The organism is Micromonospora lacuserhaii (assembly GCF_036902735.1).
In the GTDB taxonomy this organism is placed as follows: Bacteria; Actinomycetota; Actinomycetes; order Mycobacteriales; family Micromonosporaceae; genus Micromonospora.
The window spans coordinates 21,047-35,663 of the sequence record NZ_JBAKHO010000003.1 but is presented as its reverse complement, the minus strand read 5'-3'; the positions used below and the strand labels follow the sequence as shown (position 1 = coordinate 35,663).

The window sequence follows — 14,617 nt, the reverse complement described above, 5'->3', positions numbered from 1 at the left end:
GACCGGCCGTGCGCCGATCCGTCACCAGTTCTGCGCGCCGTCTGGCCATCGTGATCGCGGTGGTCTTCGGGCTCAGTGTCGCGGTGCCAGCAGATGTGGTCCGTCCGGGCGGCGAGTTCCCGCTGACCTGGCTGACCTGGTTCGCCCAGCGGCCGGCCTGGTCGGCCACCGCCGCCTTCCTGGGGCTCCCCGTGCAGCAGAAGGGCCGGCCGGTCACGGTCGACCCGCACGTCCCGGCCGCCGCGACCGACGCGCGTCAGGGCGCCGGGCGGGCGCCCAAGCCGGCCGCCGGGACGCTCGACTCGTACCGGCCGCACGAGATCGAGACGACGCCGGAAACCACCGGCCCGGCCGAGCAGGGCTTCGACGGGCGGACCAGCAAGCGGCTCGCCGCCCGGTCGAGCGCCCGCTCGGACGTCTTCCAGAACGCGGACGGCTCGTACACCAAGCGGACCTACAACCGCCCGGTCAACTACCAGGCGAGCGACGGCACCTGGCAGAAGATCGACTCCAACCTGGCCGGGCGCTCGGACGGTCGGCTGCACGTGAAGGCGAACCGGCTGGGCGTCTCGGTGGCCGGCACCCCCGCGCCGGCCACCCGGGATGCCGCCGCCGCCCCGACCGCCGCCCCCGCCGCTGACCCGAGCACCGCTCCCGCCGCGACCGCGACCACCGGCCCCGAGCTGGCGCAGCTCACCCTGCCGACCGGTGAGAGCGTCGGCTACCAGCTCCAGGGCGCCAACGTCACGGTGCCGACCGTGGACGGCGCGACCGCCCGCTACCGCGACATCCTCGGGCAGACCGACCTGGAGCTGACCGCCTTCGACGCCGGCGTCAAGGAGACCCTGGTCCTGCACTCGCCCGACGCGGCGTCGAGCTGGGTCTTCCCGCTGCGGCTCAAGGGCCTCACCCCGCGGCTGACCGTCCAGGGCTCGGTGGAACTGCTCAACGCCGACGGCAAGGCCGTCGCCTGGTTCCCGCGCGGCTCCATGCAGGACTCCAAGGTCGACCCGAAGTCCGGCGCCCCGGCCGAGTCCGGCAAGGTGGCCTTCGAGCTGCTCACCGTCAACGGCGCTCCCGCGCTGAAGGTCACCGCCGACCAGGCTTGGCTGCGCGACCCCGCCCGGCAGTACCCGGTGCGGATCGACCCGACCGCCACCACCGGCACCACCGGTGACGTCTTCGTCGACAACGACAGCACCACCACCAACAACGGCGACAACCTGCCGGTCGGCACCTACAACGGCGGCACGACCAAGGCTCGCTCGTTCATCCACCTCGACGACTTCGACAACAACGGCTTCGTCGGCAAGCGGTTCAGCGCGGCGAAGCTGTTCCTCTACCACACGTGGTCGTACGACTGCGCCACTCACAAGCCGTTCTACGTGCACCGGGCCACCCAGGCCTGGACCGTCGCGGACCTCAGCGCGGGCAGCTACCCGGGGCCGACGATCTCGTCGTCGATCGGCTCGCTGACCATCAGCGACAACAACCCGGCCTGCACCAACAGCGGCGCCGACCGCAGCATCGGCAAGTGGGTCAGCGTCCCGCTCAACGTCGACACCTTCAACGACTGGTCGACCGGCGGTGCGAACGAGGGTCTCGCGCTGACCGCGTCGGAGACCGACTCGTACGCCTGGAAGCGGTTCACCTCCGCCAACTTCTCCTCCGGCGCCTACAAGCCGTACGTCGAGTTCACCTACACCAACGACGTCGCGCCGCAGGTCAACCTCCGCTACCCGGCCAACAACGCGGTCGTGCAGACGCTCACCCCCGAGCTGCTCTCCCGCGCCGTCGACTCGGACAACTGGCCGGCCAAGGGCCTGACCTACAACTACGTGGTCACCGACGCCGAGACCAATGCCACCGTGGTCAGCTCGGGCTGGATCACCGGCCCCAGCTGGACGGTGCCGTCGGGCAAGTTGACCTGGAACAAGAGCTACCTCTACACGGTCCAGGTCTACGACAAGGCCGCGTACAGCGCCGTCTCCCCGGCGTACGCCTTCACCACGTCGGTGCCGCAGCCGCTGCTGACCGCGAACCTCGCGCAGAACGCCGGCAAGGGCTACGACCCGAGCGTCGGCAACTACACCACCTCGGCCACCGACGCCAGCGTGAGCACAGTGGGCCCGTCGCTCTCGGTCACCCGCAGCTACAACAGCCTCGACACCCGGCGCAGCAACGCCTTTGGCACCGGTTGGTCCAGCCTGCTGGACGTACGCGCGACCCAGGTCAAGGACGTGGCGGGCAGCATCCAGTCGGTGCTCATCACCTACCCGACCGGCCAGGACGTGGCCATGGGGCGCAACGCCGACGGGAGTTTCACCTCCACCTCCGGCCGGTACTCGGTGTTCAAGGAGAACAAGGACACCACGGGGGCGGTGACCGGCTACACGCTCACCGACAAGGACGGCACGGTCTACGTCTTCAGCCAGCTGGCCGGCACCGGCGTCTACAAGGTCACCAAGATCACCGACGCCAACGGCCGCTCGCTCAGCTTTTCCTACGACGCCTCGGGGAATCTGACCAAGCTCACCTCGGCCTCCGGCCGGTCGCTGTACGTCACCTGGTCGACCCCGGCCGGGTCGAGTGCCCCGCACGTCGCGACGGTCTACACCGACCCCGCCACCGCGGGCGACTGGGACACCTCGGCGACCTGGCAGTACACCTACGGTGCCAACGACGCGCTGACCAAGGTCTGCCCGCCGACGGACTGGGCCAACTGCACCACGTACCAGACGGACACCACCTCCCAGTACGCCAACGCGGTGCTGAACGCCGGCCCGTACTCGTACTGGCCGCTGAGCGAGGCGAGCGGCGCGACCATCGCGGCGAGCCGGGTGCTCAGCAACGCCGGTGTCGACAACGCCCGCTACAACGGCGTGACCCTGGGTCAGCCGGCCGGCCTGGCCGGCTCGACCGCCACCACCACCGGCTTCAACGGGACCAGCTCGTACGTGCAGCTCCCGGGCAAGCTGGTCGCCGACGGCCAGTACCAGTCGATCAGCATGTGGTTCAAGACCACCGGCCTCAACGGCGTCCTGTTCAGCTACAACGGCGACGCGATCACCAAGGGCACCACGACCGGCAACTACACGCCCGCGCTCTACATCGGCAGCGACGGCAAGTTGCACGGTGAGTGGTGGCAGGGCAACGCCACGCAGGCGATGGCATCCACCTCGGTGGTGAACAACGGCGCCTGGCACCACGTGGTGCTCACCGGCGCGGGTGACACGCAGTCCCTCTACCTCGACGGCACCCTCCACGGAACCCTGGCCGGCACCATCGCCCAGGTCCCCAACGGCTCGGCGAACGTGCAGATCGGCGCCGGCTTCGTCGGCGGCTCGTGGCCCAGCCACAAGAACACCGGCGCCTCCCCGGCGGTGGCCAACTACTTCTCCGGCTCGATCTCCGACGTGGCGTTCTTCAACCAGGCGTTGACCGGCACCACGATCGCCGCGCTGAACAGCGCCGGCCGGACCGGGCACCCGGTTCTCAGCAAGGTGGTCCGCCCCTCCGGCGGCGCCACCGCAGAGATCTCGTACGACAAGGCCACCGGTCGGGTCGCCAGCGTCAAGGACGAGAACGGCGGCACCTGGACGATGGGCACCCCCACCGTCTCCGGTGACAGCGACGTCTACGCGGCCTCGGTGCTCGGTGCGAAGCCGGCCGACTACTGGCGGCTGGGCGAGGTCGACGTCACCGACGCCGTCAACGAGGTGGAAGGCGGCACGGCCACCTTCAGCAACGCCACGCTCGGCGTCGCCGGCCCGTTCAGCGACAGCAAGGCCGTCTCGTTCAACGGCTCCACCTCGTACCTGCAGATGCCGGCGGAGGACATCCCCACCACCGGACCCAACTCGGTCGAGATGTGGTTCAAGATGCCGTCCGGCAGCACCGCCGGTGGCACGCTCTTCGGCTTCCAGACGGAGGACATCGCCACCCAGGGTTTCACCGGCAACTGGGTGCCCGCGCTCTACGTCGGCATCGACGGCAAGCTGCGCGGCAAGTGGTGCTATTGCGGCAGCAACACCACGAACCCGCCGATCACCACGGCGGCGGTGAACGACGGCAAGTGGCACCACGTCGCACTCACCCTCAGCGGCTCCACCCAGAAGCTCTACCTCGACGGGGCGACCGTCGGCCAACTCGCCCTGGCCGGGGAGACCACCACCGCCGCCAACGCCTACATCGGCGCCGGCTACACCAGGTCGTGGCCGTCCTCCCCGACGAGCGGGGTGGCGTACTTCCCGGGCTCCATCGCCGAGGTGGCGTTCTACCGCACGCAGCTCAGCGACGCCCAGGTCAGCTCCCACTTCCAGGCGTCGAAGCAGACCGTTCCGGTCGCGGTGACCATGGTGTCCGGGCAGGCGACGGCCGTCGCGATGCCGGTCTCCACGGTCACGGTCACCGGCCCGACCGGTGAGCAGCTCTCCTACAGCTACGACGTGGTCAACGGCAACCGGATGGTGGCGCAGACCGACGCGCTGGGGAACACCACCAAGTTCGGTTACGACGTCGGCGGCTTCGGCAACCTGACCTACGACCCGAACGGCGTGTGGACGCAGGAGCTGCAGGACGTCCGGGGCAACACCAAGCAGGTCATCACCTGCCAGGACCAGTCGGCCAACAAGTGCTCGTCGGTCTACTACACCTACTACGCGAACTCGGCCGACCCGCTCGACTGGTCCACCGCCCAGCTGCCGGTGATGTTCAACGACTTCGACGGCGACGGCTACCCGGACATCGTCTACCGGGAGGCCACCGACAACAGCATCCAGATGGTGCGGAGCAACGGTTCCGGCGGCTGGCTGACCAGCATCCCGACGAAGATCGGCACGAGCATCTCCGGTGCCAACCTGATCGTCGGCAGCAAGGACTTCAACGGCGACGGCAAGCCGGACATCCTCTGGCGCAGCTCGGCCGACAGCAACATGTACCTGCTCGCCGGCAACGGCACGGGCGGCTGGACGACCGGCAGCTCGGTGAAGATCGGCCCGGCTGTCGGCTCCGCGAACCTCATGGTGATGTCCCGCGACTTCAGCGGTGACGGCAAGCCGGACCTGATCTTCCGCAGCTCGGTCGACAACAACCTGTACATGCTCAAGGGCAACGGCACCGGCGGCTGGGTCAGCGCCACTGCGACGCAGATCGGCAACGGATGGCAGAACGCCGACCTGCTGGCCGCCCCAGGGGACTTCAACGGTGACGGCAAGGACGACATCGTCTACCGCAACTCCTCCGACAAGAACCTCTACATGGTCGCCGGCAACGGCACCGGCGGCTGGGCGACCGGCACGTCCGTCAAGATCGGTACGGGCTGGAGTTCGGCGAACGCCCTGCTCACCGCGGGTGACTTCGACGGCGACAAGAAGGCCGACTTCGTCTACCGCAAGTCGACCGACAACGACATGTACCTCGTCTCGGGCAACGGCACCGGCGGCTGGGCCACCGGCGCCTCGGTCAAGATCGGTGGCCAGCCGGACCCGCGCAACGACGTCATCCTGACGATGCGGGACGGCCGGTCGGCGTCGGAGACCGACAACACCTACAAGACCAGCTACGAGTACGACGCCAAGGGCAACCAGACCACCATCACCGACCCGCTCGGCCGGGTCACCCGTACCACCTACACCGACGGCGCCACCGTGGCGGCCAAGGATGGTGGCTTCGCCCCGGCCGGCCTGGCCTCGACCGTGACCACCCCGGGTGGGCAGGTCCAGCAGGTCGTCTACTACGCCAGCGGTGACGTCGCCGAGGTGATCGAGCCGAGCGGCAAAACCACCCGCTACACCTACGACGGTCTGGGTCAGCCGGTCAGCGAGACCGAGGTGACCGACACCTTCCCGTCCGGGCTGACCACCACCCGCACCTTCGACAAGCTGGGCCGGCCGGCCAGCGAGACCGAGCCGGGCGTGACCAACCGGGTCACCGGCGCGGTGCACACCGCGAAGACCGACACCAGCTACGACCTGGACGGCAACGTCGTCGAGCAGACGGTCAGCGACACCACCGGCGGTGACGCGCCGCGCACCGAGAAGCACACCTACAACGCGTACGGCCAGGAGACGGCGACCACCAACGCCACGAACGAGACCACCAATCTCGAGTACGACCTGTACGGCCGGGTGGTCAAGGAGACCGAGGCGGACGGCGGGGTCACCACCAGCACGTACGACGCCGAGGGCAACCTGCTCACCTCGACGGTGGTCGGCTGGACCGGCGACCCGAACAACCCCTCGGCGCCCCGTGACCTGGTCACCAGCCGGCGGTCGTACGACCCGGCGGGCCGGCTCGCGTCGGAGACCGACGCGATGGGCTGGACCACCTCGTTCACCTACACCGACAACGGCCTGGAAGCCAAGGTCATCCGCACCGACGGCACCAAGACGTTCGTGGTGGAGGAGCACACCTACGACGCGGCCGGCAACGAGCTGACCGAGGTCGGCAACAACGGCCGCAGCACCACCAGCACGAAGTACGACGCCGCAGGTCGGGCCTACGAGACCGTCGTCGACCCGACCGGGTTGAAGCGGACCACCAGGCTCACCTACGACACCGACGACAACGTCATCTCCACGGTCTCCACCGACGGTGTGAGCGGCGCCGTCACCGGCACCTCCGAGGCGCAGTACGACAAGGCCGGCCGGGCGATCGCCGAGACGACGTACCCGTCGGCGGCGCTGACCCCGATCGGGCGGTGGAAGCTCAACGAGACCTCGGGCACGAAGGCCGCGGACTCGGCCGGCAACAACCCGCTGACGGGCGCGGGCGTGGTGAACTGGTCCACCGAGCAGGGTGGCTCGGCCGTCTTCGACGGCACGAGCACCCGGCTCACCGGCGCCGGGCCCGGCCCGGACACCAACCGCAGCTTCACCGTGGCGGCCTGGCTGTCGTTGGCCGACAACACCAAGACGCACAAGGCGATCGCTGCCACCGGCACTCAGCAGAACCCGTTCGACCTGCGCTACGACGACTCCGGCAAGTGGAAGTTCGTCATGAAGACCGCCGACGTGGCGGACGCGGTGTCTATCGGCGCGACGTCGACGAGTGTCCCGGCCCTCAACACCTGGACCCACCTGGTCGGCGTCTACGACGCGCCGACGAAGACGATGCGTCTCTACGTCAACGGCGTGGAGGAGGACACCGACACCATCAGCGGGACCTTCTCGGCGGCGGGTCCGGTCGAGATCGGCGCCGGCATGTGGAACGGCTCCCGGGGCAACCACTTCGCCGGCAAGATCAGCGATGTCCAGATGTACCAGAAGGCGCTGACGGCGACCGAGATCTCGCAGGTCAAGGCCGGTACCGCGCCGGCCGCGGACGCGCAGGTCATCCGCACCTCGCAGGTGCTCGACCAGGACGGCCTGCCGACCGCGATCACCGACGAGAACGGCAACACCACCTACCAGGGTTACGACGAGGAAGGCCGGGTGGCGCGCTCCACCGCGCCGGCGGCGATGGTCGAGCAGGCCGGGCAGCTTCCGGCGCTGGCGAACGCGGTCAGCTACGCGGGGTACAACACCTTCGACGAGCAGACCGACGTCCGCGACGCCAACGGCAACTGGTCGGTGACCGGCTACGACGCCGCCGGCCGGGTCGTGTCGCAGAAGGACCCCGCCTACACGCCGCCGGGTTCGAGCGTCCCGATCGTGCCCGAGAGCACCCAGACGTACGACTCGACCGGTCAGGTCACCGCGGTGACCGACCCGCTGGGCAAGGTCACCCGCTACGAGTACGACCAGCTCGGCCGGCTCGCGAAGGAGACCGCGCCGAACGACGGGGTGACCACGTACACCTACGACGACGCGGGCAACCTGCTCTCGTCGAAGGACCCGTCCGGCGCGGTGTCCACGAGCACCTACGACTACCTGAGCCGGCCGCTCACCTCGACCGACGTGGTCCGGCAGAGCAGCACCAACTACACCACCAGGTACACGTACGACGACACCGCCGCCGACCAGAAGACCACCGTCACCTCGGCCGCCGGGGTGGCCAGCTCGACCAGCTACAACAAGGCGGGCGAGCCGGTCGCGGTCGTGGACGGTGCCGGGAACACCACCCGCTACGAGTACGACAGCGAGGGCCGGACGACCAAGAGCATCCGCCCGGACAACTCGTACGCCACGGTCGCCTACGACATGGCGGACCGGGCGACCGGCACGGCCGAGTACAGCCCGACCGGCACGCTGCTGTCGTCGCAGTCGGCGAAGTACGACCGGGCAAGCAACATGGTGGCGACCACGGACGCCCGCGGCACCACCACCACCATGGAGTACGACGCGACGGGCGCGCTGACCAAGGAGATCCAGCCGATCTCCGGGTCGGACTCGATCCAGACCACGTTCGGCTACGACCTGGAGGGCAACCGCACCCGGTTCACCGACGGTCGGGGCAACGCCTTCTACACCACGTACAACACATGGGGGTTGCCGGAGTCGCAGATCGAGCCGGCCACGGCGGCCCACCCGGACGCCGCGGACCGGACCTTCACCATCGTCTACGACCAGGGCGGCCGGCCGTCGACGCAGTTGCTGCCCGGTGGCGTGTCGGTCACCAACGCGTACGACGACATGGGTCGGCTGATCCGGCAGAGTGGCACGGGCGCCGAGGCGGCCACCGAGGACCGGGTCTTCGACTACGACGTGGCCGGCCGGATGACCTCGCTGTCCGGCTCGGGCGGCACGAACACGATCAGCTACGACGACCGTGGTCTGCCGTTGTCGGTGAGCGGCCCGTCGGGTGACTCGTCGTTCGGTTACGACCCGGACGGCCGGCTGGCCTCCCGCCAGGACGCCGCCGGTGCCACGTCGTACCAGTACGACCAGGCGGGCCGGCTCTCGAAGCTGGACAACCCGACTGCGGGCGTGCAGATGGCGTACACCTACAACACGCTCTCCCAGGTCAACAAGATCACCTACGGGACGAACGGGAACACCCGTAACTTCACCTTCGACCCGCTGCGCCGGCTCACCGGCGACGAGCTGAAGTCGTCGACCGGTACCTCGCTGGCGAAGATCACCTACGGCTGGGACGCCAACAGCAACATCACCTCGAAGACCACCACGGGCTTCGCAGGCTCGACGGCCAACACCTACACCTACGACCTGGCCGACCGGCTGACGTCGTGGAACAACGGCGCCGCCACCACGGTGTACGCCTACGACAAGTCCGGCAACCGCGTGCAGAACGGCTCGAAGCTGTTCACGTACGACCAGCGCAACCGGCTCCAGACCGCGGACGGGGTCAGCTACACCTACACCGCCCGTGGCACGCTCGCGACGGCCGGCGGCAACACCACCAACACCGACGCGTTCGGCCAGGTGGTGTCGCAGCAGGCCGGCGGGGGCACGCAGACCTACACGTACGACGGTCTGGGTCGGGCGATCCGCCCCAACTTCTCGTACACCGGTCTCGGCAACGACCTGGCCGGCGACGGCGCCGCGACCTACGTGCGGGGCCCCTCCGGCGAGGTGGTCGGCGCCGCCGCCGGCGGCACCCAGCGGATGGTCTGGACGGACCTGCACACCGACGTGGTCGGGCAGTTCACAGCCACCGGGGCGGCGCTGGACGGCTCGATGACCTACGACCCGCTCGGCAAGGTGGTCAACACCAGCGGCCTGCTCGGCTCGCTGGGCTACCAGTCGGAGTGGACCGACGCGCTCACCTCGCGGGTCAACATGCACGCCCGCTGGTACAACACCGACACCGGCCAGTTCGACACCCGGGACACCGCCAACAACAGCCCGGTGCCGGACTCGATCAACGCGAACCGCTACCAGTACGGCGACGCCAACCCGCTGACCGTCACCGACCCGACCGGTCACTGGGGCTGGAACAGCTTCAAGAAGTCCGTCTCCAGCGCGGTCAGTTCGGTCCGTTCGACCGTGTCGTCGGCGTACTCGTACGCCTCCTCGTACACGTCGAGCTACTACTCCTACGCCTCCTCGTACGTCAACACCCGGTACCAGGCGGCCAAGAGCGCGGTGAAGAAGACGTACCACCGGGCCAAGGCGGCGGTGAAGAAGCGCTACCACCAGGTCAAACGGAAGTACAACCAGGTCAAGCGCTACGCCAAGAAGAAGTACCACCAGGCCAAGCGGTACGTGAAGAAGAAGATCGACCAGGGCCGCAAATACGTCTCGAAAAAGATCGCCGCGGCGAAGAAACGCGCGAAACACCTGTACAACAAGGCCAAGCAGGCCGGTAAGAAGATCGCGGCAAAGGCCCACCGGGCCGTCAAGAAGGCGGTCAGCCACGTCAAGGATGCCGCGAACGCGACCAAGAAGTGGGTCAAGGAGCACAAGGACGTCCTGATCGAGGTGGCCGCGATCGGCGGGGCGATCCTCGCCGGCATGGCCTGCACCGCGCTCACCGCCGGTGCCGGTGCCATTGCCTGCATGGCCGGTACCGCCGCCCTGATCAACCTGGCCAAGGACGCCGCGCAGGGTGACATCCACAGCATCGGTGACGCCCTGGGCTCGCTCGGTACCGGCGCGGTGACCGGTCTGGTCGGCGGCGCCGGTGGCGCCCTGGCCAGCCGGGTCGGCGCGATCGTCGCCAAGAAGGTCGGCACCGGCCTGGCCGGCCGGCTCGCCACCGAGGCGGCGGAGAACACCGTCGAGGATGGCGTCGACCAGCTCGTCACCTCGGGCCGGTACAACCCGCGGGCCGCCGTGGAGAACATGATCCCGGGCCTGAACCTGATCAAGGGGGTTGGCGGCGGGGGGGCGTGTTCTACCGATGACCGGAACCGGCCTCGCCGGCACAGCTTCGACCCGAAGACCAAGGTGCTGATGGCCGACGGTTCGAAGCGGCCGATCGCGGACGTCAACGTCGGCGACAAGGTGATGGCCACCGACGCCAAGACTGGCAAGTCGGAGCCGAAGCAGGTCACCCAGCTGCACCGCAACACCGACAAGGACCTGACAGATCTGATCGTCCGCAACGGCGACGGAAAGATCTCGACGATCAAGACCACGCAGCATCACCCGTTCTGGGACGCGTCGAACCGCAAGTGGGTTGACGCCAAGGATCTCAAGCCGGGAACCAGGCTGTCGGTTCGCGGTAAGGGCGCGGTCACCGTTGCTGGAGTAGTCAATGAGCGCGGCTCCAGGGAGATGCGCGACCTGACCGTTGCCGACATTCACACCTACTACGTGTATGCCGACAACGACCCGGTACTTGTGCACAATTGTGGCGGGGGTACCGCGCCTAACGGCAATGCGTGCAGCTGCAATGGCTCCACCAACCCTTCGGATGCCGAGCTGATTCAGGCCATTGCGACGCGAGCAGAGCGGAAGGTCGGTGGGTCCGGCGCGGTCGCAGGCACCAAGAAGCACGCCTACGCGGACCAGTTGCTCCAGCGCTACCAGGGGATTTACGGCAATCGTGGGTTGGTTACCGAGCAAAGCTACCTGGCCGGCGCGCCGGTTCCACGCGGCACCGCAGGCAGCGCCCGTCCGGATGTGTACGACCCTGCCAGTGGTATCATTTACGACTACAAGTTCGTAAAAAACCCCGGACGCGGTATTGGCAAATCCCAAGCGGACAAGAATGCGGATAATGTTCCCGGGGCTTGGCTCACAATTGAGGTGAATCCGTGAGTAAGGCGGCGAGTGCGGCATCTGCGAAGCGCGTGACATCTGACTGGGCTGCCGTTTACCCTGGCTTCTCTCAGTGGCGGCCCCTTCGTTTGCTCCGCCGGATCGGCCCCGTGGTTCAAGGAGTAACCCTGGACCGTTCTAGTGTGGGTGACCGCTACTTCCCAACCGCTCACGTGCATGCCTTGACCCGGAAATTTCCTGTCGTAACGATGACGCTCGGGCAACGTCTGTCGGGTGCCAGTGGTGTGCAGGAGAGTGTGGGATTCGATGAGCACGGCGAGGTTTTCCGTCAGGCAGCTGACCGGCTCAGGGAACAGAGTTGGTTGTCCTTGGCTGAGCCGCCAGCGTTGGAAGATGTAGTTTCCGTCTATCAGGGATATGTCCGAAGGCAAATGGAGCTTGGCCATCCTCCGGCTGTTAATGAGGCGGAAGACTGCGTTCTGTTACCTGCGGCGGCAGGGCTTCCGAAACTTGCCGAACGAAGTCTGGCCATTGTGGAAGAAGTTTCCGCCAACTGGCCGTCCGCTCGCCTTCCTCTGAATTGGTCGAGCCGCCAGGAATGGCTGACTGAGTTGGCTGGAAAGGCAAAGAACCATGCTGAGCTGACTGCCTGTGTTGAGAGTCAGATCGCTTACCACAAGCTTGACAAGATCCCTACCGTTTGACGTTGCGGCGGCGGCCATCCCCGCGGTGGCCGCCAGGCCGCATCTAACACCCGGCGCTGATCCGGCGATCCTCCCGGAAATTGACTAGGGCGACCCAGTCTGTGGCCATCAGCGGTTCGTGAGGCACAGGTTAGGACCTCTACAACGACGTCAGTGATCTCGTACCGATGTCCACGAGGTGACCGGTGGCGGACGCATCTGGTACCTGATCGACGACGAGCGCCGCACGGTCTGGCTCACCTACGCGGGGACCGGCCACCGGCGCGCGACGGAGTAAGCCGAGACTTCAGGGCGTACCAGAGGCCGCCGAGGGCGAGCACCCCGAACCCGGCGAGCACGCTGGCCAACGGCAGGTTGACCGCGAGCACCAGGCAGCCGACCAGCCCCAGCGCGGCCAGCACCTGCACCGGCAGCTTCCGCGCCGGGTCCCGGCCCAGGGTCAGCGCCGACGCGTTGGTGATCGCGTAATAGACCAGCACCGTGCAGCTGGAGAAGCCGATCGCCCCGCGCACGTCGCCGAGCGCGACCACCACGATCACCACGGCGGCCACCGCCAGCTCGGCCCGGTGCGGCACCTGGCGGGTGGGGTGCACGGCGGCCAGCCCACCCGGCACGTCCCGCCGGCGGGCCATCGCCAGCAGCGTCCGGCCCACCCCGGCGACCAGAGAGAGCAGCACCCCGGTCACCGCGACGGTCGCCCCGGCCCGGACCACCCAGGCCAGGCCGGGCAGGCCGGCGGCGGTCACCACGTCGGCCAGGGGCGCGGCGGAGTCGGCCAGCCGGTCGGCCCCGAGCACGCCGACCGCGACCACGGCGAGGACCAGGTAGACGACGAGCACCACGCCGAGGGCCAGCGGCACCGCGCGGGGGATGGTCCGTTCCGGATCGCGGACCTCCTCGCCGAGGGTGGCGATCCGGGCGTACCCGGCGAAGGCGAAGAAGAGCAGCCCGGCGGCGGTGAGCACACCCCGGGTCGCGCCGCCGTACTCGGCGAGCCGGTCGACCCGGAGGTCTCCGGCCGTCGCCCCGGTCACCGCCACCAGGGCCAGCACCGCGAGCACCACGAACACCAGGACCCGCGTCGCGGCGGCCGTCTTGGCGATGCCGCGCAGGTTCACCGCGGTCACCGCGAGCACCGCGCCGACCGCGACCAGCCGGGCCTGCCCGGGCCAGAGGTACGCGCCGATGGTCAGCGCCATCGCCGCGCAGCTGGCCGTCTTGCCGACCACGAACCCCCAGCCGGCCAGGAACCCGGCGAACGGGCCGAGCCGCTCCCGCCCGTACACGTAGGTGCCGCCGGACTCCGGGTAGCGGGCCGCCAGTCGGGCCGAGCTGGTGGCGTTGCAGAAGGCGATGAAGCCGGCCAGCGCCAGCGCGACCAGCAGCCCGGCGCCGTCGGCCGCCGCCGCGGCCGGGGCGAAGACCACGAAGACGCCCGCGCCGAGCATCGATCCCAACCCGATGACCACCGCGTCGGGTACGCCCAACCGTCGTGCGAGTCGATCCACGAGCACAGACCCTAGGGGTACGAGGTGAACGGCCGGTCCCAGTCGCGCAACCGGCGCGGCAACGGGAGGTCGTCCCAGGGCACCCGGTGCAGCAGCCGGTCCAGCAGCAGGCCGAGCAGCAGCCCGGCCACCGAGTCGGTCAGCCAGTGCCAGCCCAGGTACGTGGTGGTGCAGAGGACCACCAGCGGCGGCACCACCCGGACCACGGTGACCAGTCGGGGCGGCAGGGCCCGGCCGACGGTACGCAGCAGCGGGACGAGCAGCAGCGCCAGCACGCCGTACCAGACGATCGCGTTGGCCACGTGCCCCGACGGGTACGACTGGGCGTACCCCACCGGCAGGTCGTGCTGGAACAGCGGCAGGGTTCGCTCGGGCGCCAGGAAGGGCTCCCGGACGCTGGCGCTGGGCGCCGGCCGGGCGGTCCAGACCTTCAGCGGGCCGATGGTCAGGTAGGTGAGCACGAAGGCGACCACCGGGGGCAGCACCGGCCGGACCGAGCGGAGCCGGACCGCCACCAGCACGCCCAACCCGGCGGCGAGGAGCGTCAGCGGGGTGCCCTGGCCGAGGAAGTTCAAGATCCGGGCCACCCAGTACGCCGCCGTCGGCCGGTGGTCGGCGGACCAGTCGGCAACCGCCCGGTCCAGCCCGAAGAGGTGGCCGGTGGCGAGCGCGACGGTCAGGCCGACCAGTGCGGCGAGCAGCACCGCGTCCCACCACCAGCCGGCCGGGCGTACCGGGTTCAGCCGCAGCCCGTGGCGTACCGTCGAGGTTTCCCGCACCCGGTCACGCTACCGGCCGCCCCCGCACGCCGGGGTGCCGCGGCCGGGGTCGATGTGTG

The 14,617-nt window shown here is 68.9% G+C and carries 4 protein-coding genes; 2 read left to right on the top strand and 2 right to left on the bottom strand.

Translation table 11 applies throughout. The features are described from left to right. Window positions 1–8: 8 nt before the first annotated feature. Together V6U81_RS02695 and V6U81_RS02690 are read left to right on the top strand one after the other, a co-directional pair. The gene (locus V6U81_RS02695; RefSeq protein WP_334483854.1) at window positions 9–11,606 is read left to right on the top strand and encodes a LamG-like jellyroll fold domain-containing protein; all 11,598 of its coding nucleotides are present in this window, start codon (window positions 9–11) and stop codon (window positions 11,604–11,606) included. A 143-nt stretch (window positions 11,607–11,749) separates the two neighbouring features. Continuing rightward, window positions 11,750–12,271 (top strand): hypothetical protein, encoded by a 522-nt coding sequence (locus tag V6U81_RS02690; protein ID WP_334483852.1) that lies wholly within the window; start codon window positions 11,750–11,752, stop codon window positions 12,269–12,271. A 236-nt stretch (window positions 12,272–12,507) separates the two neighbouring features. Here the strand turns inward: V6U81_RS02690 and V6U81_RS02685 are convergent, their stop codons facing one another. After that, the gene (locus V6U81_RS02685; protein WP_334483850.1) at window positions 12,508–13,779 is read right to left on the bottom strand and encodes an APC family permease; all 1,272 of its coding nucleotides are present in this window, start codon (window positions 13,777–13,779) and stop codon (window positions 12,508–12,510) included. 11 nt (window positions 13,780–13,790) lie between these two features. Then, window positions 13,791–14,558, bottom strand: coding sequence for a phosphatase PAP2 family protein (locus tag V6U81_RS02680; protein ID WP_334483848.1), 768 nt, complete (start codon window positions 14,556–14,558; stop codon window positions 13,791–13,793). Window positions 14,559–14,617 lie beyond the last annotated feature (59 nt).